Source organism: Nucisporomicrobium flavum (assembly GCF_016464385.1).
Lineage (GTDB): Bacteria > Actinomycetota > Actinomycetes > Mycobacteriales > Micromonosporaceae > Actinoplanes > Actinoplanes flavus_A.
The window spans coordinates 106912-127066 of record NZ_JADMLH010000013.1 but is presented as its reverse complement, the minus strand read 5'-3'; the positions used below and the strand labels follow the sequence as shown (position 1 = coordinate 127066).

The following is a 20155-nucleotide window of genomic DNA, read 5'->3' as shown; positions in this document are numbered from 1 at the left end:
CACCCGGAGGATCCCCATGCATCGACGAACGATGGCTGTCCTGGCCGCCGCCACGGCGCTGCTCGGCGCGGCGGCCGTGGCCGCCGCGGGGCCGGCCCAGGCGGCGGCGGGGTGCCGGGTCGCCTACAGCGTGACCAACCAGTGGCCCGGCGGCTTCGGCGCCTCGATCGCGATCACGAATCTCGGCGACCCGGTGACCGCCTGGACGCTCGGGTTCAGCTTCCCGTCCGGGCAGACCGTCACCCAGCTGTGGAACGGGGTGGCGACCCAGTCCGGCGCGAATGTGACCGTGCGCAACGCGGGCTGGAACGGCTCGCTCGGCACGAACGCCACCACGAGCGTCGGCTTCAACGGCTCCGGCTCCGGCTCCTCCCCCACCGCGTTCACCCTCAACGGCACCGCCTGTACGGGATCAGTGCCCAGCACGCCGCCGTCCACGCCGTCCACGCCGCCGTCGACCCCGCCGCCCGCCGGCCGGGCCGTGAAGACCATGCCGCTCGGCGACTCGATCACCGGCTCCCCCGGCTGCTGGCGGGCGTTGCTGTGGCAGCAACTGCCGGCCGAACGCGTGGACTTCGTCGGCACGCTGCCCGCGCAGGGATGCGGGTTCCCGTACGACGGGGAGAACGAGGGCCATGGCGGCTTCCTGGCGACCAACGTGGCCGACCAGAACCAGCTGCCGGCCTGGCTCGCGGCGACCGGGCCGGACGTGGTGATGATGCACTTCGGCACCAACGACGTGTGGAGCAACCGGCCCACCGCCACGATCCTCGCGGCCTTCACCAAGCTCGTCGGCCAGATGCGCGCGCAGAACCCGGCCATGAAGATCCTGGTCGCGCAGATCATCCCGATGAACCCGCCCACCTGCCCCGAGTGCGCGGCCCGCGTCCGCGACCTCAACGCGGCGATCCCGGGCTGGGCGGCCGGGCTGTCCACCACGGCCTCGCCGATCACGGTCGTCGACCAGTGGACCGGCTTCGACCCGGCCACCGACACCGGCGACGGCGTCCACCCCAACGACGCCGGCAACCGCAAGATCGCCGGCCGGTGGCTGCCCGCCGTGCAGGCGGCCATCTCCTGACCCCCGGTGGGGGCGCGGCGCCCGCCGCGCCCCCGGCTCACTTGACCGCGAGCTCGCCCAGCTCCGACCAGTCGTCCTGCTCGATGGTCTGGCTGACGATGCGCGGCGTGGACCGCAGGTGCGGCGGCAGGTCCTGCTGCGCCTGCTTGAAGTGCGCGGAGTTGACGTGCGCCGCGCCCGCCTCGCCGTCACGGAAAGCCTCGACGAGCACGTACTCGTTCGGGTCGTCGACGCTGCGCGACCAGTCGAACCACAGGCAGCCCGGTTCGGCGCGGGTCGCGCGGGTGAACGCACCGGCGATCTCCGGCCAGCGGTCGGCGTCCTCCGGCTTGATCTGGAACTTCGCGGTGATGAAGATCATCCTTGGTCCTCTCCTCGTGCCGTCGCCCGCACCACGGGCCCCGCGGGCGGGGCGACGGGCCGCCACCCGCTCCATCTTGCCGAGGAGACGGCGGACGCGCTCGGCTGCCCCATGGACGGCCCGCCGCCGGCAACGCGAGACGCTCCCCGCGTGGACGGCCCGCCGCCGGCAAGGCGAGACGCCCCGCGAGGCGCCACCGCGCGGACGGCCCGCCGCCGGCGGTGCGACATGGCCGGGTCGCGGGCAAATCGGTGGCCGGGTCGTAGGCTCGCACGGTTGACTCGAGCGTCACGAGGAGCCGCCCGGCACCGGCCGGGCCGACGTGAGGGGGCCGCATGCCGAGGGAGACCGGTCGCACGGTCATCGCGTCCAACCGCAAGGCGCGCCACGACTACGCGATCCTCAAGACGTACGAGGCGGGCATCGTGCTGGCCGGCACCGAGGTGAAGTCGCTGCGCGCCGGCTACGCCTCGATCGTCGACGCGTTCGCCCAGGAGCACGAGGGCGAGCTCATGCTCTACAACCTGCACATCGCCGAGTACGGCTTCGGCTCGTGGACCAACCACGCGCCGCGGCGTACGCGCAAGCTGCTGCTGCACCGCGTCGAGATCGAGCGCATCCTCGACAAACTGCGCGAGCCCGGCATCGCGCTCGTGCCGCTCTCGCTGTACTTCAACGACGGCTGGGCGAAAGTCGAGCTCGCGCTGGCCAAGGGCAAACGGGAGTACGACAAGCGCCAGGCGATCGCCGAGCGCGACGCCAACCGGGAGATCGCGCGGGCCCTGGGCCGCCACCTGAAGGGGCGCGGACGGCGCTGATCCGTGACATCCTGGGCAGCGTGCCGGCGGCGGATCTCTGGGAACGCGCGGTCACGGCCGGGGCGCCGCTGGTGTCCGCCGTCGACGCCCGCGGGCTCGTCGAGGTCACCTTCGTGTGGCGCGGCGAGGCGGAACGGGCCTCGGTCGCCGGATCGATCCGCCTGCCGCTGCGGCGGCAACCCGGCACCGACGTGTGGCACGGCACCGTACGCCTGCCCGCCCGGCTGCGGACCGTGTACTGGCTCTCCCACGTGCCGCCGGAGCAGGCCCGGATCCCGCCCGACGACACGGGCAGCGGGCCGGCGCACATCGACCTCCTGAACCCCGGCCGCCTCCGCTTCCCCGGCGACCCGGGCGACCCGACCGACCGCGACTGCTGGGTCTCCGTGCTGACGCTGCCGCACGCCGACCCGGAGACCTGGTCGGTGCCGGACCCGGACGTCCCCGCCGGGGAGCTGGCGGAGGCCGTCGTCGGCGGGCGCCGGGTCAGCGTGCACCGCCCCGCCGGCACCGACCGGGCGGGCGCGCCGGCGCTGATCGTCTTCGACGGGTACCTGGCCCGCACCGTGCTGGCGAACCCGGTGACCGTCGACAACCTCGTCGCGGCCGGACGGATCCCGCCGCTCGTGACGCTCTTCGTGCACGGCACCGACGCCACCCGCGACGCCGACCTGGCACCGTCGTCGCCGGTGACCACCCGCTTCGTGCTGCGCGAGCTGATGCCGTGGGCGCGGCGGGCGTACGGGCTGAGCCCGTACCCCCGCGACGTCGGCGTGGCCGGGGTGTCCCTGGGCGGGCTGGCCGCCGCCCACCTGGCGCTGCGGGCACCCGAGGCCGTCGGCGCGGTGATCGCCCAGTCGGGCAGCTTCTGGTGGCCCGGCCCGGGCGCCGGCGAGCCGGAGTGGCTCACCCGCGAGTACGCCGCCCGCCCCCGCGCCGACCTGCGCTTCTACCTGGACGCCGGGGACCGCGAGACACAACCGGCCGCCGACGGGACGCCGAGCCTGCTGGCGGCCACCCGCCGCTTCCGCGATGCCCTGCGCGCCAAGGGCTACCCGGTGACGTACGCGGAATACCCCGGCGGCCACGACTACGTGAACTGGCGCCGCACCTTCGCCGACGCGCTGATCGCCATCTTCGGCACCTGATCGGGACGGTCGGAGCCGATGCGGCCACCGTGGCGGTCAGGCGCCGTCCAGGGGCAGTTCGGCGGCCTCGCCGGTCACCGGTCGCGCCGAATGCTCCGGTGCCGGACGCTCCGGCGCTGCCGTGCGCGTGTAGCGGCCTTGCTGGCGGGTCACCGGCAGCGCGATGAGGTGGATCGGCGGGGGCGGTTCGGCGATGCTGCCCGGGCCCCACCGGATCCAGCACGGGATGCGGCCCTCCTCGGCCTCCGCCAGCAGCTTCTCCACGGTGCGCCGCCGGTCGGTGTGGTCCACCTCGACCACGATCGGCGGCGCGGACGGGCGGGCCAGCGCCACGTCGAGCACGGAGTGCTGCCGGTCCAGCGGCGGCGGCAGCCGGACGACGCTGGGCGCCCGGCGGTAGACGCGCCAGCCGCGCTCCTCGCCCCAGGCCACGACCGTGTCGATGATCAGGGCGGTGACGCGCTCCTGGGTGAGGTCCCGGAACTCCAGCGCGGCGAGGCGGGCGGCCAGATCCTCCATCCCGGCCAGCCTAGTGCCCGGCGCGTGCGGCCGATCGCCCGGCGCCGAACCATCGGGCCAGGGCGTCGTGCAGGCCGGCGCGGTCGTCACCCTCCCAGGCGACGTACGTGTCCGGCCGCAGCAGCATCGCCGTCCCGAGGCCCGGCATCGCCACCACGTCCACCCGATCAGCCCACGCCCCCACGGAAGAGGCGCCGAGCCCGCCGGACGGGTCGAGCAGCAGCAGCGGCCGCCCGGTACGGGTCAGCTCGCTCAGCCCGGGCAACTCCGGCGCCGCGCGTCCGACGTACGCGCCCATGGCCGTACCCATGTCGTAGCGGACGTCCGTCCCGGCCAGCAGGTCCGCGATGTGCTTGCGGGTCGCGGGCAGCGTGAGCAGTTCCCCGAAGAGCTTCCGCAGCGCGGTGACCTGGCTGCCGGGCGCGATGAGCGCCGACTGGGCCTGGGTGTGCATCGTGACGCGTTCGGCTACCGGGCGGCGCTCCGACTCGTACGTGTCCAGCAGCCCCTCCGGCGCCCGCCCGTGCAGGTGGGCGGCCAGCTTCCACCCGAGGTTCAAGGCGTCCTGCAGGCCGAGGTTGAGGCCCGGGCCGCCGATCGCCGGGTGCACGTGCGCCGCGTCGCCGAGCAGCAGGACCCGGCCGTCCCGGTACCGCTCGGCCAGCCGGGTGTTGCCCCCGGACAGCCGGCGCAGCACGTGCGGCCCCTCACCCGTGGGCGGCCCGAGGGGCACCTCCGCGCCGAGGACCCGCCGTACGCTGGCCGCCAGGTCCGCAAGGGACGGCTCGCCCTCGGCCGGCTGATCCCACTCCATCGTGGACAGCAGCGGCGCCCGGCCGGGCATGATGCCCCACACGACGAGGCCGCGCTCCGTACGGAGGTGCCGCAGCGGGGGCACCACCCCGTAGCCGGGCACGATCAGACTGCCGTCCTCGCCGATCAGCTCCGCCGGCACGCTGACGTGCGCGGCGCGGGAGACCACGCGATCGTCGGTCGCGCCGGGGAAGCCGATCCCGGCGAGCTTACGGACGACGCTGCGGCCCCCGTCCGCGCCGACCAGAAAGCGGGCCTCGAGCGGCGGACGGTCCCGCAGCTGCACCGTGACGGAGGCGTCGGCCCGCGCGAAGCCGGTGACCTCGTGCCCGTGCCGGATGTCGACGCCGAGCTCCGCCGCCCGCTCGCAGAGCATCTGCTCGATCCGCTGCTGTGGCACCATCAGCGTGAAGACGGCATTGTCCGGCACGTCGTGAAGGTCGAGCGGGAACGCCCCGAACAGGAAGCCGGGCGCGGGCTGCGGTGGCCCGCCGTTGTCTGCCAGGCGTTCGTACAGGCCGCGGCGGTGCAGCATGCGGACGACCTGCCCGACCAGGCCGTTGGCGCGCTGTTCGGCGCCCGGCTCGGTGCGGCGCTCCAGCACGACCGGCCGGATGCCCGCCAGGGCGAGCTCGCAGGCGAGCATGAGGCCGTTCGGCCCGGCGCCGGCGATGAGAACCTCCATTGTGGACCCCTTTCGAAGGTACGGGTCATCCGCCCGTGGCCGGGCTTCGCAGCGGCCGCCCTCGGAGCGGCCGGCATGATCCCGCCGCCCCGCAGGCTCAGCCGACTCGGGAGTCCGCCGGCAGCGAGGCTCGGTTCAGCGGGGCTCGGGCAGTCCCGCCGCGACCATGGCGAAGCCCTCGGTGAGCAGCCGCTCGACCGGGGCGGATGCGCCCGTACGCAGGTGGTGGGTGGTGACGGTGTCGACGACGGCCAGCACGGCCGCCGCCACGAGGTGCGGATAGAGGTCGATGGCCGCGTCGGTGCCCGTACGCTCCGCGACCGCCGCGGCGATCTCGTCCCGCGCGGCCGCGCCCGCCCGCAGCATCTCGCCCTGCAGTGCGGGCTCGGAGACCATGACGCGCAGGCCGGCGGCCCACTGGACCGGGTCGGGCACCGGATGCGCGATCACCTCGGGACCGGGCTCGAACCCGGCCAGGGCGGCACCGGCGAGCGCGTCCCAGAGCGGTTCGGCGGGCGGGCGGCGCCGGACCTCCGCCGCGAAGCGTACGAGCCGGTCGAGGTGCCGGGACGTGATGGCCTCGGCCTTGCTCGAGAAGTAGTTGTTGAACGTCCGGGGCGAGACCCCCGCCGCGGCCGCGATGTCCTCGACCCTGAGGGCCTCGTACCCGCGTTCCACGGTCAGCCGGATCGCCGCCCAGCTCAGGGCGGCCCGGGTCTCGGCCTTCTTCCGTTCGCGCAACCCCATGCCGCCGACCGTACGCAGTAATTGCGTGACCCGCAATGTTTCGTGGCACGCAACTTTTACGGCTGACCCGGCCCCGGCGGCGCCGGCGCCCGTACCGACGGGTGCACCGACATGGAGGGACCGCCATGCAGGGATCCACCGGACCGGAATCCGACGACCCGGCCGCGCAGGCCGCGCCGCCCGACTGGCCCGCACCCGACACACCCCTGCCCGGGGACGAACCCACCCAGGAACTGCCGGTGATCAGCGCAGCGACGGCGCCGCCCGAGGCCACCTGGACCGGACCGACGCTGTCCCGGGCCGCCCTGTCGCTCGCTCTCACCGGCCGCCCGCCGGGCCCTCCCACCGCCGGACCGGCAGGCACGTCGCCCTCAGATCCGTCACCCGCCGCCGAGGCTCCGCCGGCCGCCCACCCGTCGCCGGAACCGGCCGCAGTGGACCCCTGGCCCTCGGTCACGCCGGCAGACCCGCCGGACCCGGGCCTCTCATCCGCCGACCTTCCCGGCGCGGTCGCCGGACCGCCGGGGCGCCGGTGGCTGGTCGCGGCCGGGATCGCCGCCGTCGCCCTCGTCCTCACCGGCGCCACGGTGCTCGCGCTGAGCCGCCACGAGCCGGCGCCGCGTCCGTGGGGCCCGCCGGCGGCCGCCGCAGCCGCGCACACGGTGACCGGCGCGCTGGGCGGGCGTACCGCCGCCGCCTTCGATCTGGTCGACGGTGCCAGGACGATCACGCTGCGGACCGCCGATCTGGGCGATTCGCTCTACCGGGTCAGTACGCCGGCGGGCAGCGCGGTGGCGCCACGCGCGGAGGAGCGGGACGGGCGGATCCGGCTGAGCCTCGACGGGGACGCCGACGCGGTGGACGTCGCGCTCAGCACGCGGGTGCGGTGGGACCTGCGGGTGGCCGGCGGCGCCGACAGCAGCACGATCGACCTCAGCGGCGGGCGGGTCGGCGGGGTCGACCTCAGCGGCGGCGCGAGCCGGATCATGCTCACGCTGCCCCGGCCGGACGGGACGCTGACCGTACGGATGTCCGGCGGCGTCAGCCTGTTCGACGTACGGACCGCCGGGGCGGCATCGGTTCGCGTGCAGGTGGGACGCGGGGCGGGGTCGGTGATGCTCGGCGGGCGTACGCACCGCGGCGTGGCAGCCGGGCAGACCTTCACCACCCGGGCGTGGACGGACACCGCCGACCGGGTCGACGTGCAGGCGGTGGCCGGTCTCGCCGCACTGACCGTCGCGCCTACCGGCGGGTAATGACAGGATGCGGGGATGACATCCCTCGATCCGGCGGTCGCCCGGGAGGCCTGGCGGCTCGCCGAGCCCCTGCACTCGATGGTCTACTTCGTCCCCGAGGCCGCGGAGCGGTACGAGGCCCTCGGCATCTCCGCCGGCGCCGGCTACTTCGCCAGCCGGGGCGGGGTCTTCGGCGCGGTCGGCCCCGGCCCGGTCGTCGCGACGTTCTACAACTTCCGGGCCGACCGGGTGGCCCGGTTCCTCCCGGCGATCTGGGCGACCGTGACCCCGGCGGCGGCGATCGAGGCCCGGCTCGCCGCGGCGGACGCCGCCCTGCACCGGGGGCTCGGCGACACCCTGCGCAGCGAGGAGGTCGCGGAGGCGGCGGCCCTGGCACGACGCGCGGCCGAGTCGGCGACGGCTCACCTGGCGGGCCGCCCGCTGTACGCAGCCCACGCCGAGCTGGAGTGGCCCAAGGAGCCGCACCTGGTGCTGTGGCACGCCCAGATGCTGCTGCGCGAGTTCCGCGGCGACGGTCATGTGGCGGCGCTGCTGCTGGCCGGGGTGACGGGCCTGCAGTCGATGATCCTGCACGCGGCGTCGGGCCAGGCCGACGGCGGATTCCTGCGCGCCAGCCGCGGATGGAGCCGCGAGGAGTGGGCGGCCGAGCAGGAGTCCCTGCGCTCCCGCGGCTTGATGGCCGGCGACGAACTCACCGACGAGGGCCGCGAGCTGCGCGCCCGCCTCGAGGCGGAGACCGACCGGCTGGCGGCGCCCGCGTACGAGGTTCTCGGCACCGACGGCTGCGCCCGGCTGGCCGAGCTCGCCCGGCCGCTCAGCCGCACGCTGGTGAAAGCCGGCTTCCTCACCGGCGCGGCACCGGCCCGCCCCAGCTAGACATCGATGTGACCGCCGGTGACGGCGGTTCAGGTGTGGGACCCGTGGGGCACTCCCCTATGATGCGCGCTACATCTTCACCCGAAGCCGTCCGGAGGCATGCAGTGGCATCGTTCCTCTCCTTCGTTGCCGGGCTGGTGGTCGGCGTGCTCGCCGGCTGGCTGCTGCGGGGACGCCAGGTCACCGCCCAGTCAGCGGAGCCCGGCCCCGCCGCGGTCGCGCAGCCCGCCGAGCCGCCCGCCGGGGAACCGGCCGGGTCCGCGGTCCCGGAGCCGCGCGCAGCGGTGGCCGACTCCGAGCCGGAGCCGGAGCCGGAGCCGGAGGCCGAGGCCGAGCTCGAGCCGGTCGCCGCCGAGCCGGCGGCCGCCGCGGAGCCGAAGCCGTCCCCGGTCGCCGTGGCCACGCGGCCGCAGCCGACCGCGGTGTCCGTCGCACCCGAGCCCGTCGCCGTCACCACCGAACCGGTCGCGCCGGAGCCGGTCACCCCGGCGCCGGCGGCCGTAGCCGTGGCAGAGCCGGTCGCGGAGCCTGTCGCCGAACCGGTTGCCGAGCCGGCACCGGCACCGCTCACCGTTCCCACGCCCGAGTCGGTCGCCGCATCCACGCCCGAGCCCGTCGCCGCATCCACGCCCGAGCCCGTCGCCGCCGCCGTCGCGGAGCTCGCGGCCGAACCGGTCACCGAGCCGGTCGGGGCCACCGGAACCGCGGTGGAGGCCGAGCCGGTCGGCGCCGGGCCGGACCACGAGCCCGACGACCTCACCCGGATCGCCGGCATCGGCCCGAAGATGGCGATGGCGCTGGCCGCCGGCGGCATCACCACCTTCGAGCAGCTGGCCGCCGCCGACCCGGCGACGCTGAAGTCCACCATCACCGCGGCCGGGATGCGGCTCGCGCCGAGCCTCGGCACGTGGCCGGACAAGGCGCGCGCTCTCATCGGCAGCTGACTCCACCGCCGACGCACGACCCGTGCCCGCCCGGAGAACCGGGCGGGCACGGTGCTGTACGGGCGTGGGAGGCCGCCACTGTGACCTAGTTGCCAATACTATGCAATAACCATGGGCTCCCAATATGCTGGCCCGTACCGAAGGCAGCCTGGGGAGGCTCGATGGACACAGTGGCGATGCACATCGCCAACGGGATCGTGAACGGCCCGGTGTCGGCGGTGTTCGCCGCCTTCGCCGCCGCCGCGCTCGCGTTCTGCGTGTGGCGGGCCCGCGCCGACCTCGACGACCGGCTCGCGCCGATGGCGGGGCTCGTGGCGGCGTTCATCTTCGCCGTGCAGATGCTCAACTTCCAGGTGCTGCCCGGCGTCTCCGGTCACCTGCTCGGCGGCACCCTGGCGGTGATCCTCGTCGGCCCGTGGGTGGGCGCGCTGTGCGTCTCCACCGTGCTGATCGTCCAGTGCCTGCTCTTCGCCGACGGCGGGCTCACCGCGATCGGGCTGAACATCACCAACATGGCCCTGCTCGGCACGGCCGCGGGCTACCTGCTGGTGGCGGCGCTGCTGCGGATCCTGCCGAAGACGCCGGCCGGGCTGGGCGTGACGGCGTTCGCCGCGTCGGTGGTGAGTGTCGTCATCGCCTCGCAGGGCTTCGTCGCCGAGTACTGGCTGGGCGGCACCACCCAGCTGTCGCTGCCGGCGATCGCCGGCACCATGGCCGGCGTGCACACGCTGATCGGCATCGGCGAGGGGCTGATCGCGGCGACGACCGTCATGACCGTGGCCCGCGTACGCCCCGACCTGGTCTACGCGCTGCGCCGGTTCCGCAAGGTGCCCGTGGCCGAGCCCGTACCCGTGGGCGGAGGTGCCGCATGAGCAGGCGACTCGGATGGTTCCTGGCCGGCGGCCTGCTCGTCGCCCTGCTGCTGGCCGGCGTGGTGAGCTCGTTCGCCTCCGGCAGCCCGGACGGGCTGGACGCCACCGCCCGGCAGGGCTGCACGTTCGACGCCGAGGGCCGGATCACCGGCGGCACCTGCATGGCCCAGAAGGAGCAGGACCACCAGCTGGACGACAGCCCGCTGGCCGGCTATGGCATCCGCGGCCTCGGCGACGGGGCGCTGTCCACCGGGCTGTCGGGCGTGCTCGGCGTGCTGGTCACGTTCGGCATCGGCGCCGGCCTCTTCCGGCTGGCCCGCCGCCGCCCGGACCCGAAGTCCAGCCCACGCCCCGCCGACGCGCCGACGGAAGCTGAGGTCTAGTGGGTGCCGGTCACGCCCATCCGCTGCACCTGGACCGCCCCAGCGTGGTGCACCGGCTCCCACCCGAGGTGAAGATCCTCGCCACGCTGCTGTTCACCATCGTGGTCGTGCTGACCCCGCGCGAGGAGTTCCTCGCCTTCGCCGGCTTCGCGCTGCTGCTGGCGGCCGTCGCCGTGCTGGCGCGCGTACCCCTGGGGTGGCTGGCCAAGCGCGCGAGCATCGAGCTGCCGTTCGTGCTGCTCGCCGTCGCCCTGCCGTTCGCCGGGCACGGCGAGCGGATCGGCTGGCTCGGCATGTCGCTGTCGGTCGACGGCCTGTACGGCGCCTGGAACATCGTCGCCAAGGGCACGCTCGGCGTCGTGGCGTCCCTGCTGCTCGCCGCCTCGACCACCATGCGCGACCTGATCCTGGGCCTGGACCGGCTGCGCGTGCCGTCGGTGTTCACCCAGATCGCCACGTTCATGCTGCGCTACCTCGACATCCTGGCCGAGGACGCGCGGCGGATGCGGATCGCCCGGTTGTCGCGGGGCTACGATCCGAGGTTCCTGTGGCAGGTCAAGGCCTTCGCGGTCAGCGTCGGGTCGCTGTTCCTGCGGGCGTACGAGCGCGGTGAGAGGGTCTATCTGGCGATGGTGTCGCGGGGATACGACGGGCGGCTGCCCCGTCCCGAGGCCGGGGGCGCGACGGCCGGCCAGTGGGCACAGTCGGCGGCTCTGCCCGCGGCGGCGGTCGCCATCGCTCTGACGGCGGCGCTCCGGTGACCGCCGGGCTGCAGGTGTCGGGGCTGACGTACGCGTACCCGGACGGCAGCGTGGCCCTGCGCGGGGTGGACCTGACCGTCGCGGAGGGCGAGCGTGTCGCGCTGCTCGGGCCGAACGGGGCCGGCAAGACGACGCTGGTGCTGCACCTCAACGGCGTGCTGCACGGCGGCGCCGGCACGGTCGAGGTCGGCGGCCTGCGGGTGGAGGCGCGCGACCGGGCCCGGCTCGCGGAGATCCGCCGCCGGGTGGGCATCGTCTTCCAGGATCCCGACGACCAGCTGTTCATGCCGACGGTCGCCGAGGACGTGGCGTTCGGCCCGGCCAACCTGGGACTGCGCGGCGCGGAGCTGAGCGAGCGGGTCGACGAGGCGCTCGCCGCGGTCGGCATGGCGGAGCACCGCGACCAGGTGCCACACCACCTGTCGTTCGGGCAGCGGCGGCGTGTCGCGGTCGCCACGGTGCTGGCGATGCGCCCGCAGCTGCTGGTGCTCGACGAGCCGTCGTCCAACCTCGACCCGGCGAGCCGTCGTGAGCTCGCCGAGATCCTGCAGCGGCTGCCGGTGACCGTGCTGATGGTGACGCACGACCTGCCGTACGCGATGCAGCTCTGCTCCCGCTCGGTGATCCTCGACGGTGGCCGCATCGCCGCCGACGGCCCGACCGCGGACCTGCTCGCGGATGAGGAGCTGCTGGCGGCGCACCGGCTGGAGCTGCCGTACGGCTTCCATCCCGTCCGCCCCTGAGCCGATTGCGGACGGGAAGTGGCCGGAAGCCGCCCTACGGTCGGCGCATGACTTCGACGACTCCCGCCGGATACACCACCGTCGCCCCGTGGATCGTGACCCCCGACACCGGGCTGCTGCTCGATTTCGTCGCCGCCACCTTCGAGGGCGTGGAACTCGCCCGGGTGCCGCTCGAGGACGGCTCCATCGGGCACGCCGAGATCCGGGTGGGCGACACCGTCCTGCTCGCGTTCGACCGGCGGCCCGGCTGGCCCGAGATGCCCTCGCTGCTGCGGGTGTTCGTGGCGGACGCGGACGCCACGATGCGGCGGGCGGTCGCGGCCGGCGCTCGGGTCGTCACCGCGGCGGCCACCCACGCGTTCGGCCAGCGCGGGGGCCGGGTGCGGGACCCGTTCGGCACCATCTGGTGGGTGAGCTCGGTGGTCGAGGACGTCGCCCCGGAGGAGGGCATGCGCCGGCTCGGCGAGCCCGCGTACGCCGAGGCGATGCGCGACGCCCAGGAATCCCTCGACCGGGAGCTGGGCGGGGTGTCCGGCGCCGTCAGCCGGGTCCGGGGCGTCCGCCCGGCCTGACGGCATCCGGCCCCCGGTCAGGCCGCGGTGGTCCCGTCGGGGTCGGCGGCGCCGTCGTGGCCCGCCGGGGCCGGCTCGAACGGGTGCCGCAGCCGCCACATGGCCTCGTCGCTGTGGTCGGTGGCGACCGCCGGGGCGCCGTCCTCGCCGGATGCGTTGGCGCGGAACTGCGGGTTGATGCTGTGCTCGGTGGCCATGAGGTCCTGTCTGTTTCGTGGATGGTGGAACGCGTCGTGATACCCGGCCGCCGGCGGCGCAAATCCGGGCCCTCGCGTCACCCGTTCGGGGGAGACGCCGGGGGCCCGCTGCTAGAAAGAACCATGCGGCCGGAGCATTTCAGAATCATTCGGGTCATGGTCGACGGAGGCAGGGAAGTGTGCCTGCGGCTCTTCGGCGACCTCGACGCGGACTGCCGCGACGAGCTCCGCCATGAACTGTACGACGCCGTGCACGACAACCGCGCACCGCTGCTCGTCGTCGACCTGCACGACACCGCGGTCCTCGGCAGGGAGGCGATCGGCGCGCTGCTCGAGGGCTTCCTGCTGGCGCGGCAGGCCGGGAAGACGCCGCAGATCATCAACGCGCGGGGCGTGGTCCGTACGGTTCTGCAGGTCACCGGCGTGCTGGAGCTGTTCGGGGCGACCGCCGAGTCGTCGGCCCGGCTGGGCGCCGGCCCGGGCGCGCCGGTGCTCCCGCTGCCTCCGCGGGACGGCACCGGCACGGCGGGCGGGTCACTGCGGCAGGTCACGTAGGAGGTCCAGCAGGGGCTCCCGGCGTACGCAACGGTCCAGGCGGAAGGAATCGGCCAGGTCCGCCGCCTCCGCGGCGGTGAGGCCCGCGAAGCACGCGGCGAACTCGTCCACGAGCGGCTCGGCGAACATGATGTGCCGCATCAGCTGGTGGATCCACCGCTGCGCGTTCCACGGGTACGGCTGGAAGTCCGGGAACTCCCGCGCGAACATCTCCTCGACGGGCCGGACGAGGTCGCGGACGCCGGCGTCGGTGCTGCCCCACGAGTCGGCGCCCAGCCGGGCCTTCTTCTCGAGGAACGCCTGGATGCGGGTCAGGTACGGCGAGTCCGGCGCCGCGTACGCCAGCCCCTGCAGGCCGATGTCCTTGTACGTCCACAGGCTCCACCCGGCGCCGTGCCGCCCGTAGATCTCCAGCTGGTCCTGCAGCACCTGGTAGCGCATGGCGTCGCGCTCCGCGTCACCGGTGTAGACGGGCCCGAACTCGCCGATCCAGATGGGTGTGCCGGTGCGCCGCATGTACTCCGTACGCTGCAGGAACGTCTCCTCCAGCCGCGCCTTGTCCACGTACTGCCCCCGCGACTCCCCCGGGTACGGCCCGCCGTCGACGAACCCCGGGAGCGCGTAGTCGTGCGTGGTGTACACGGTGTTCGGCAGCGGCTCGTCGAAGGCGCTGAAGTCCGTCGAGTAGCGGTTGCCGTCGAGGAACAGCACGTGGCCGGCGTCGATCGCGCGGATCGCCGCGGCCACCCGCTCGTAGAACGGCCCGATGGCAGCGCCGGTCACGTCGGCGGGCTCGTTGAGCGGGTTGTACCCTGCCACCCACGGGTCGTCGCGGTAGCGCTCGGCGAACGCCTCCCACAGGTGCACCGCGCGGTCCTGGAAGTGCCGGTGGGTCCAGAAGCTCGCCCAGTGCGTCGGGTTGTCGCTGTGCCAGTGCTGGTTCTGCGCCCCGGGCACGGTGTGCAGGTCGATGACGGAGTACAGCCCATGCTCCGCGCAGGCCCGGATCGCCGCGTCGAGCCGCGCGAAGCCGTCCTCCTTGAGCTCGAACGGGCGATCGTCGTCCTCGAAGTGGTGATAGTTGACGGGGATCCGTACGCAGTTCAGCCCCAGCGACGCGAGGAAGGCCGCGTCGTCCGCGCCGAAGAACGCCGGGAAGAACCGCTCGAAGAACGCCTCGTACGCCTCCTCGCCCAGCACCCGGCGCAGCGCCCGGCGCTGCTGCGACTCGCTGGCCGCGTACCCGGTGATGAAGTTCTCCATGTTCATCCACCCGCCGAGCCCGACCCCGCGCAGCACGACCGGCGTGCCGTCGCCGCGGACGAGCCGGTCCCCCTGCACCCGCAGGCGCACATCGTGATCCATGCAGCAACCCTCTCCCGGACGGGCCTCCACCGCCAGAGGCGGAGATCGACCCACTATGGTTGTCTGCACGATCGGCTCGACAGGGGTGGGCGCGTGGACGGTGTCGACATGGGCAGGTCCGGGATCGACTCGTCGGTGCCGCACCCGGCCCGCCGCTACAACTACTGGCTCGGCGGCAAGGACCACTTCGCGGCCGACCGCGCCTCCGGCGACCAGCTCGAGGCGGCGTTCCCCAACGTCCGCAAGGGAGCGCTGGCCAACCGAGCCTTCCTCCAGCGAGCGACCCGCTACCTGGCCGCCGAGGCCGGCATCCGGCAGTTCCTCGACATCGGCACCGGCCTGCCGACCGCCGACAACACCCACGAGGTCGCCCAGGCCGTCGCGCCCGAGAGCCGCATCGTGTACGTGGACAACGACCCGCTCGTGATGGTGCACGCCCGCGCGCTGCTGACCACGAGCCCGCAGGGCCGCACGTCGTACATCGAGGCGGACCTCAACGACCCGGGCACGATCCTGGCCGACCCGACCCTGCGCGAGACGCTCGACCTGGACCGGCCGGTCGGGCTCATGCTGATCGCCGTCCTGCACTTCGTCCACGGCCACGGCGCGGCCCGCCCGATCGTCGCCGAACTCCTCGCGGCGCTGCCGCCGGGCAGCTACCTGGTCGCGACCCACGCCACGTCGGACTTCGGCACCCCTGAGCAGCAGGCGCTCTACCAGCAGATGGTCGAGGACGGCAAGAGCGATGTGTGGACGCGCGGACGCCCGGAGTTCGCCGAGCTCTTCGACGGCCTCGAGCTGATCGAGCCCGGCGTGGTCCCGGCGAGCGAGTGGCGCCCGCAGCCGGGCGACCCGGTGTTCGCGAACAACGAGGTCAACGTCTGGGCGGGGGTCGGCCGCAAACCCTGACCCGGCGGCTCACCGGCCGGGGCTCGTGCCGCCGCTTCAGCGCCGCGAGCCGGTCGGCCCGCTGCGGACTCACCGCCACGAGATGCGCGTCCAGGCCGTCGAGCACGAGCGCGAGCTTCTCCCCGTACGCCACGAGCGCCGCGTCACAGCCGGCCGAGGCGGCGTGCCGGAAGAACACCCCATTGGGCGACATTCGCCTGTCGGGGCCGGCGACGTGCCGGCCCCCGCCTCGGCCGCCTTCACCGCCGCAGCGGCCTGCTCGGGCGACAACTGCTGCCCGTCACTGCTCCTGGCACAGTCCCATTCAGTCCCGTGTGTCACACGGGTAGTTGGTTGTGGTCGTTGAGTGTCGCTCGTGTGCGGAAGTGGCGGCTTCGTAGACCAGCAGATGGCATTCTCAAGTTCTTGTGTGCTGCTGACACGGGGTGAACACACCAGAGTCTGGTGATCTGAGCCGCCGGTCAGCCGAGGACAGCAAATGGGCTGGCGCGACGAATATCGGGAGGGGCGATGCGGGTGCCAAGGGTCCTACGGTGGATTGCCGCCTGCGTTGTCGTGCTCGCGGCCGGCACGGCGTGCGGCGGCCCGGAGATCAGCGTCGCCGCGCCCGACCGGGGCACGGTGGGGATCGTCATGCCCACCACGAAGTCCCCGCGCTGGATCAGCGACGGCAAGAGCATGGAACAGCAGTTCCAGCTGCTCGGCTACAAGACCGACCTGAAGTACGCCGAGGACGACGTCAAAAGGCAGATCAGCCAGATCCAGGCCATGATCGACGCCAAGGTACGGGCGTTGGTGATCGCCTCGGTCGACGGCGGGGCGCTCAAGGACGTGCTGGCCTCGGCCGGGGCCGCGCAGATTCCGGTGATCGCGTACGACCGGCTGATCCGGGACACCCCGAACGTGGACTACTACGCCACTTTCGACAACTTCAAGGTCGGCGTGCTCCAGGCCCGCTACATCGTCAAGAGGCTCGGGTTGCCGCGGTCGAAAGGGCCGTTCACCATCGAGCTGTTCGCCGGCTCCCCGGACGACAACAACGCCGGTGTCTTCTTCAACGGCTCGATGAGCGTTCTGCGGCCGTACCTGAGCTCCGGCACGATCCGCGTGCTCAGCGATGAGACCGATTTCAAGCAGGTCGCCACCATGCGGTGGGACGGTGCGCTGGCCAAGCAGCGGATGGCGCGGCTGCTCCGCGGGCCGCTGAACGGTAAGGCGCTGGACGGCGTGCTGTCGCCGTACGACGGTCTCAGCCGCGGCATCCTCGAGGCCGTGCAGGCCGACAGCGGCCGGCAGCCGCCGGTCATCACCGGTCAGGACGCCGAGCTCGACTCGGTGAAGCTGATCGCGTCCGGCAAGCAGGCCGAGACGGTGTACAAGGACACCCGGGAGCTCGCGAAGGTCGCCGTGCAGATGGCCAGCTCGCGGCTCTCCGGCGGGACCCCCGAGGTCAACGACACCAAGCAGTACGACAACGGCGTGAAAGTCGTGCCGGCGTTCCTGCTGCAGCCGGTGGACGTGGACAGGACGAACTACCGGCGCGTCCTGGTGGACGGCGGCTACTACACCGCCGACCAGCTGGCCGGCTGACGTCAGGGCTACGGAGGAACTGACCGTGAGCACAGTCGTGCGTTTCTTCTCGGACCTGCCGGTCCGCGCCAAGCTGGCGACGCTCGTCGTGGCGAGTCTGGCCGCCCTGGCCATCTGCCTGACGGTGTCGATCGTCAACGACCGGGCCACCACAAGAACCGTGGACCAACAGAAGACCATCAACGCCGCCAGTACCCTGGTCCTGCAGATCGACCAGAAGGCGACCGAGCTCAAGTCGATGGGCCAGCAGTCGGTCATCCGGGAGAATCCTGCCGAACAGCAGGAGTCCCTGAAGGCCGAGATCGCCGCCACCAACAACCTGGTCGCCGAGCTGGAGAAGATCGAGCTGCCGGCCGGGCTGTCCGACGCGGTGACCCGGGTCAAGTCCGTGACCGCCGATTACACAGTCACGCTGGAACGGTTCGTGGCCGGAGCGGCGGCCGACCGAGAGGGCGCCCGCGCCGCCTGGGAGCAGGTCGGTGTGGACAACTATCTGATCGCCGCGGTGCTCGACAACGAGCGCAGCCTGTTCATCGACACGGTGAACCAGGCCCAGAAGGCCGCCGACCAGTCCCGCTCCAACGCCCAGTACGTGCTGTGGCTGGTCATCGTGCTGGCCGCCGTCATCATCTGCGTGCTGGCCCAGCTGGTCGTCGTCTCCATCACCCGGCCGCTGCTGCGGGTGCGCGGCGCGCTGCAGGCGATGGCCGGCGGCGACTTGACCGTCGCTGCCGGGGTGCACAGCCGCGACGAGGTCGGCCAGATGGCCCGTGCGCTGAACGAGGCCCAGTCCAACATGCGCAGCGTCGTCGCCTCGGTGACCGCATCGGCGCACTCGGTGGCCGCGGCCGCCGAGCAGCTCACCTCGACGTCCGGGACGATGATGTCCTCCGCCGAGCAGGCCGCGCAGCAGGCGCAGGGCGTCTCCCAGGCGGCAACGTCCGTGTCCGACAACGTCCGGACCGTCGCGCAGGGCACCGAGGAGATGGGCGGCTCGATCCGGGAGATCTCGCACAACGCGACCGAGGCGGCCCGGGTGGCGGCGCGGGCGGTCGAGGTGGCCGATGCGACCACGGCGCAGATCGGCAAGCTCGGTGAGTCGTCGACCGAGATCGCCACGGTCATCAAGGTGATCACGAGCATCGCCGAGCAGACCAACCTGCTGGCCCTGAACGCGACCATCGAGGCGGCCCGGGCCGGCGAGTCCGGCAAGGGCTTCGCGGTGGTCGCCGGCGAGGTCAAGGAACTGGCCCAGGAGACCGCGCGGGCCACCGACGACATCTCCCAGCGGGTGCAGGCCATCCAGACCGACACGGCCGGCGCAGTCACCGCGATCGGGGAGATCACCTCGGTCATCGCCAGCATCAACGGCTTCCAGGCGACCATCGCCGGGGCGGTGGAGGAGCAGACCGCGACCACCGAGGAGATCAGCCGCAGCGTCGCGCTTGCCGCCTCGGGCGCCAACCGGATCGCCGACAACATCACCGGTCTGGCCCACGCCACCCAGGTGAGCACCGAGGGCATCAAGGACTCCCAGGGCGCGGTCGCCGAGCTGAGCAAGATGGCCCAGGAGCTGCAGTCGATGGTCAGCCACTTCCGCACCTGATCAGCGGTTCATCAAACCGACGTGACCGGCGCGGGCAGGCGCCCACGCCGGTCGCGACGATCGATTCACCGCGATCGCAGCACTGTGAGCCCGTACTGCGAGGTCTCCTGGTTCACGACGAGCGTGCCGTGCCGGTCGATGCCGAGGAGGAGGATTTCGATGTTGGCGTACGGCTCGGGATACAGCGTGGTCCGGCCGTGCCGCCAGCGGAACGGAACGGCACCGTGGTCGAACCGTGCCCACGTGAGGCCGGCGACGTCACCGCGATCGTTGATGGCCTCGGCGATCGCCAGGTATCCGGGAACGTCGAGCACCCTCATCCGGCCGTTGCGCCAGATCACCGGCCGAGCCTCGCCGCTGCCCACGTCGGCGTTGCCCGTCATCAGGCCGGTGTCGCTGAGGGCGGACACCCCTCCACCGGTCGCCTTGGTGTGCGCGAGCAGGTCGGTCATCCGGCCGTGCCACCACCGGAACGGGTGCTCGGCGGACGAACGGCGGACGGCGCTGTTACCGATCACCTGACCGCGGTCGTTGATCGCCACGGGCCTGCTGGTGGCGCCGCCCAGGGTGCCCAGCCGGATCATCCGGCCGCGCTGCCACAGCACGGCGTGTTCGGCGGTGGTACCGCGGCGCGAGACAACACCGATGATCTGCCCGCGGTTGTTGATCCCGACCACGGCGCTGTCCATGCCACCGGGCACGGGCAGCAGCCGGTAATGCTCCCGCTCCCACAGGAAGGCGCGCCTGTTGCCGTTGTCGTAGGTCGCGGTCCCGACGACTTGACCGCGGTCGTTGACACCCCTGGGCTCGAGCTCGGTCGCCGCGGGCGGCCGCAGGAACGTGGCCTTGCCGTTACGCCAGACGAACAGCTGACCGGTGCGGTGCACATAGCCGGCGATGTAGCCGTTGTCGCTGATCGTGGTGGGTGACGCGGGTTTGACGAACAGCACCGTGGGCGTCAGGCGGCCGTGCCACCACACGACGGGCAGCCGGTTGCCGGCGGCATCGAAGCTGCCGCCGATGACGTCACCGCGTTCGTTCATGCCCTGCGCCCAGTCGTCTCCGCCGGGCAGACCGCGCAACGGGATCAGGCGGCCGTTCGTGACCGGCGGTCCCGCCGGGTTGGCCGGGATGGCTGGGGTGGCCGCGATGGCTGGGGTGGCCGCGGTGGCCAGGACCGCGGCGGCGGTGGCGACGAAGACTCTCGATCTTCGGATGAAACTCATCGTCATCCTCCTCTCGTACGGGCCGATACGGCGGAGGGCGGGCGGCCGTGTCCAGGCGGGGCACGGCTGGGCCCTCCGACGCTCGGTTCGCTGCGTCCATCGTCAGGCGGGCGCCGTACGGACGGCCA

General features: G+C 73.2%; 23 protein-coding genes. 15 read left to right on the top strand and 8 right to left on the bottom strand.

Going from position 1 to position 20155, the window contains the following annotated elements; genetic code table 11:
• Positions 1 to 16 precede the first annotated feature (16 nt).
• The gene (locus IT780_RS27940) at positions 17 to 1081 is read left to right on the top strand and encodes a cellulose binding domain-containing protein (protein ID WP_199514765.1); all 1065 of its coding nucleotides are present in this window, start codon (positions 17 to 19) and stop codon (positions 1079 to 1081) included.
• 37 nt (positions 1082 to 1118) lie between these two features.
• Here the strand turns inward: IT780_RS27940 and IT780_RS27935 are convergent, their stop codons facing one another.
• Positions 1119 to 1442 carry a putative quinol monooxygenase gene (locus tag IT780_RS27935; protein ID WP_199514764.1) on the bottom strand — a complete coding sequence of 108 codons (324 nt, stop codon included), beginning with the start codon at positions 1440 to 1442 and terminating at the stop codon, positions 1119 to 1121.
• Between the two features lie 335 nt (positions 1443 to 1777).
• On the opposite strand from IT780_RS27935, the gene smpB reads away from it, so the two are divergent.
• Both smpB and IT780_RS27925 read left to right on the top strand, forming a co-directional pair.
• Positions 1778 to 2260: an SsrA-binding protein SmpB gene (gene smpB, locus IT780_RS27930; RefSeq protein WP_199514763.1), complete on the top strand. Its 483-nt coding sequence runs from the start codon at positions 1778 to 1780 to the stop codon at positions 2258 to 2260.
• 20 nt (positions 2261 to 2280) lie between these two features.
• The gene (locus tag IT780_RS27925; protein ID WP_199514762.1) at positions 2281 to 3408 is read left to right on the top strand and encodes an alpha/beta hydrolase; all 1128 of its coding nucleotides are present in this window, start codon (positions 2281 to 2283) and stop codon (positions 3406 to 3408) included.
• 36 nt (positions 3409 to 3444) lie between these two features.
• Here the strand turns inward: IT780_RS27925 and IT780_RS27920 are convergent, their stop codons facing one another.
• The 3 genes from IT780_RS27920 to IT780_RS27910 all read right to left on the bottom strand — a co-directional run bounded on the left by IT780_RS27920 (position 3445) and on the right by IT780_RS27910 (position 6172).
• Entirely contained in the window at positions 3445 to 3927 is a 483-nt protein-coding gene (locus IT780_RS27920) for a hypothetical protein (RefSeq protein ID WP_199514761.1), read from the bottom strand.
• Between the two features lie 10 nt (positions 3928 to 3937).
• On the bottom strand, positions 3938 to 5425 hold the full coding sequence (locus tag IT780_RS27915; RefSeq protein ID WP_199514760.1) for an FAD-dependent monooxygenase: 1488 nt from the start codon (positions 5423 to 5425) through the stop codon (positions 3938 to 3940).
• Positions 5426 to 5560: 135 nt separating this feature from the next.
• Complete coding sequence (locus tag IT780_RS27910; protein WP_199514759.1) at positions 5561 to 6172, bottom strand: TetR/AcrR family transcriptional regulator; 612 nt, start codon at positions 6170 to 6172, stop codon at positions 5561 to 5563.
• A gap of 125 nt (positions 6173 to 6297) precedes the next feature.
• On the opposite strand from IT780_RS27910, the gene IT780_RS27905 reads away from it, so the two are divergent.
• The 8 genes from IT780_RS27905 (at position 6298) to IT780_RS27870 (ending at position 12579) form a co-directional block, all read left to right on the top strand.
• Positions 6298 to 7428 (top strand): hypothetical protein, encoded by a 1131-nt coding sequence (locus IT780_RS27905; RefSeq protein ID WP_199514758.1) that lies wholly within the window; start codon positions 6298 to 6300, stop codon positions 7426 to 7428.
• Positions 7429 to 7443: 15 nt separating this feature from the next.
• Positions 7444 to 8304 (top strand): SCO6745 family protein, encoded by an 861-nt coding sequence (locus IT780_RS27900; protein WP_199514757.1) that lies wholly within the window; start codon positions 7444 to 7446, stop codon positions 8302 to 8304.
• A 104-nt stretch (positions 8305 to 8408) separates the two neighbouring features.
• Positions 8409 to 9248, top strand: a complete 840-nt coding sequence (locus tag IT780_RS42835) for a helix-hairpin-helix domain-containing protein (protein ID WP_199514756.1) — start codon at positions 8409 to 8411, stop codon at positions 9246 to 9248.
• Positions 9249 to 9409: 161 nt separating this feature from the next.
• Positions 9410 to 10120: an energy-coupling factor ABC transporter permease gene (locus IT780_RS27890; protein WP_199514755.1), complete on the top strand. Its 711-nt coding sequence runs from the start codon at positions 9410 to 9412 to the stop codon at positions 10118 to 10120.
• Entirely contained in the window at positions 10117 to 10503 is a 387-nt protein-coding gene (locus tag IT780_RS27885) for a PDGLE domain-containing protein (RefSeq protein WP_199514754.1), read from the top strand. The genes IT780_RS27890 and IT780_RS27885 overlap by 4 nt, the downstream gene beginning before the upstream one ends.
• On the top strand, positions 10503 to 11264 hold the full coding sequence (gene cbiQ / locus IT780_RS27880; RefSeq protein WP_199514753.1) for a cobalt ECF transporter T component CbiQ: 762 nt from the start codon (positions 10503 to 10505) through the stop codon (positions 11262 to 11264). Before IT780_RS27885 ends, cbiQ begins: the two co-directional genes overlap by 1 nt.
• The gene (locus IT780_RS27875) at positions 11261 to 12007 is read left to right on the top strand and encodes an energy-coupling factor ABC transporter ATP-binding protein (protein ID WP_199514752.1); all 747 of its coding nucleotides are present in this window, start codon (positions 11261 to 11263) and stop codon (positions 12005 to 12007) included. Before cbiQ ends, IT780_RS27875 begins: the two co-directional genes overlap by 4 nt.
• A gap of 47 nt (positions 12008 to 12054) precedes the next feature.
• The gene (locus IT780_RS27870) at positions 12055 to 12579 is read left to right on the top strand and encodes a VOC family protein (RefSeq protein ID WP_199514751.1); all 525 of its coding nucleotides are present in this window, start codon (positions 12055 to 12057) and stop codon (positions 12577 to 12579) included.
• A 17-nt stretch (positions 12580 to 12596) separates the two neighbouring features.
• Here IT780_RS27870 and IT780_RS27865 read toward each other — a convergent pair whose 3' ends face one another.
• On the bottom strand, positions 12597 to 12776 hold the full coding sequence (locus IT780_RS27865) for a hypothetical protein (protein ID WP_199514750.1): 180 nt from the start codon (positions 12774 to 12776) through the stop codon (positions 12597 to 12599).
• A gap of 156 nt (positions 12777 to 12932) precedes the next feature.
• Here IT780_RS27865 and IT780_RS27860 point away from each other — a divergent pair, with 156 nt between their 5' ends.
• Positions 12933 to 13331 carry an STAS domain-containing protein gene (locus IT780_RS27860; RefSeq protein WP_199514749.1) on the top strand — a complete coding sequence of 133 codons (399 nt, stop codon included), beginning with the start codon at positions 12933 to 12935 and terminating at the stop codon, positions 13329 to 13331.
• Here IT780_RS27860 and IT780_RS27855 read toward each other — a convergent pair.
• Positions 13311 to 14696, bottom strand: a complete 1386-nt coding sequence (locus IT780_RS27855) for a glycoside hydrolase family 5 protein (RefSeq protein ID WP_199514748.1) — start codon at positions 14694 to 14696, stop codon at positions 13311 to 13313. The genes IT780_RS27860 and IT780_RS27855 overlap by 21 nt on opposite strands.
• 108 nt (positions 14697 to 14804) lie before the next feature.
• On the opposite strand from IT780_RS27855, the gene IT780_RS27850 reads away from it, so the two are divergent.
• Complete coding sequence (locus tag IT780_RS27850) at positions 14805 to 15605, top strand: SAM-dependent methyltransferase (RefSeq protein WP_199514891.1); 801 nt, start codon at positions 14805 to 14807, stop codon at positions 15603 to 15605.
• Here the strand turns inward: IT780_RS27850 and IT780_RS27845 are convergent.
• Positions 15571 to 15798 (bottom strand): hypothetical protein, encoded by a 228-nt coding sequence (locus tag IT780_RS27845; protein WP_199514747.1) that lies wholly within the window; start codon positions 15796 to 15798, stop codon positions 15571 to 15573. The genes IT780_RS27850 and IT780_RS27845 overlap by 35 nt on opposite strands.
• A 317-nt stretch (positions 15799 to 16115) precedes the next feature.
• Between IT780_RS27845 and chvE the strand changes: the two genes are divergently transcribed.
• The gene (chvE, locus tag IT780_RS27840; RefSeq protein ID WP_199514746.1) at positions 16116 to 17195 is read left to right on the top strand and encodes a multiple monosaccharide ABC transporter substrate-binding protein; all 1080 of its coding nucleotides are present in this window, start codon (positions 16116 to 16118) and stop codon (positions 17193 to 17195) included.
• A 25-nt stretch (positions 17196 to 17220) separates the two neighbouring features.
• Entirely contained in the window at positions 17221 to 18801 is a 1581-nt protein-coding gene (locus IT780_RS27835; RefSeq protein WP_199514745.1) for a methyl-accepting chemotaxis protein, read from the top strand.
• Between the two features lie 65 nt (positions 18802 to 18866).
• On the opposite strand, the gene IT780_RS27830 is transcribed toward IT780_RS27835, so the two are convergent.
• The gene (locus tag IT780_RS27830) at positions 18867 to 20027 is read right to left on the bottom strand and encodes a hypothetical protein (RefSeq protein WP_199514744.1); all 1161 of its coding nucleotides are present in this window, start codon (positions 20025 to 20027) and stop codon (positions 18867 to 18869) included.
• Between the last annotated feature and the right edge of the window lie 128 nt (positions 20028 to 20155).

Bases quoted from the DNA above. Each gene is read 5' to 3' on its own strand.
- IT780_RS27940 (WP_199514765.1), top strand. From the start codon at position 17: ATGCATCGACGAACGATGGCTGTCCTGGCCGCCGCCACGGCGCTGCTC.
- IT780_RS27935 (WP_199514764.1), bottom strand. From the start codon at position 1,442: ATGATCTTCATCACCGCGAAGTTCCAGATCAAGCCGGAGGACGCCGAC.
- smpB (WP_199514763.1), top strand. From the start codon at position 1,778: ATGCCGAGGGAGACCGGTCGCACGGTCATCGCGTCCAACCGCAAGGCG.
- IT780_RS27920 (WP_199514761.1), bottom strand. From the start codon at position 3,927: ATGGAGGATCTGGCCGCCCGCCTCGCCGCGCTGGAGTTCCGGGACCTC.
- IT780_RS27915 (WP_199514760.1), bottom strand. From the start codon at position 5,425: ATGGAGGTTCTCATCGCCGGCGCCGGGCCGAACGGCCTCATGCTCGCC.
- IT780_RS27910 (WP_199514759.1), bottom strand. From the start codon at position 6,172: ATGGGGTTGCGCGAACGGAAGAAGGCCGAGACCCGGGCCGCCCTGAGC.
- IT780_RS27905 (WP_199514758.1), top strand. From the start codon at position 6,298: ATGCAGGGATCCACCGGACCGGAATCCGACGACCCGGCCGCGCAGGCC.
- IT780_RS27900 (WP_199514757.1), top strand. From the start codon at position 7,444: ATGACATCCCTCGATCCGGCGGTCGCCCGGGAGGCCTGGCGGCTCGCC.
- IT780_RS27890 (WP_199514755.1), top strand. From the start codon at position 9,410: ATGGACACAGTGGCGATGCACATCGCCAACGGGATCGTGAACGGCCCG.
- IT780_RS27885 (WP_199514754.1), top strand. From the start codon at position 10,117: ATGAGCAGGCGACTCGGATGGTTCCTGGCCGGCGGCCTGCTCGTCGCC.
- IT780_RS27870 (WP_199514751.1), top strand. From the start codon at position 12,055: ATGACTTCGACGACTCCCGCCGGATACACCACCGTCGCCCCGTGGATC.
- IT780_RS27865 (WP_199514750.1), bottom strand. From the start codon at position 12,776: ATGGCCACCGAGCACAGCATCAACCCGCAGTTCCGCGCCAACGCATCC.
- IT780_RS27860 (WP_199514749.1), top strand. From the start codon at position 12,933: ATGGTCGACGGAGGCAGGGAAGTGTGCCTGCGGCTCTTCGGCGACCTC.
- IT780_RS27855 (WP_199514748.1), bottom strand. From the start codon at position 14,696: ATGGATCACGATGTGCGCCTGCGGGTGCAGGGGGACCGGCTCGTCCGC.
- IT780_RS27850 (WP_199514891.1), top strand. From the start codon at position 14,805: ATGGGCAGGTCCGGGATCGACTCGTCGGTGCCGCACCCGGCCCGCCGC.
- IT780_RS27845 (WP_199514747.1), bottom strand. From the start codon at position 15,798: ATGTCGCCCAATGGGGTGTTCTTCCGGCACGCCGCCTCGGCCGGCTGT.
- chvE (WP_199514746.1), top strand. From the start codon at position 16,116: ATGCGGGTGCCAAGGGTCCTACGGTGGATTGCCGCCTGCGTTGTCGTG.
- IT780_RS27830 (WP_199514744.1), bottom strand. From the start codon at position 20,027: ATGAGTTTCATCCGAAGATCGAGAGTCTTCGTCGCCACCGCCGCCGCG.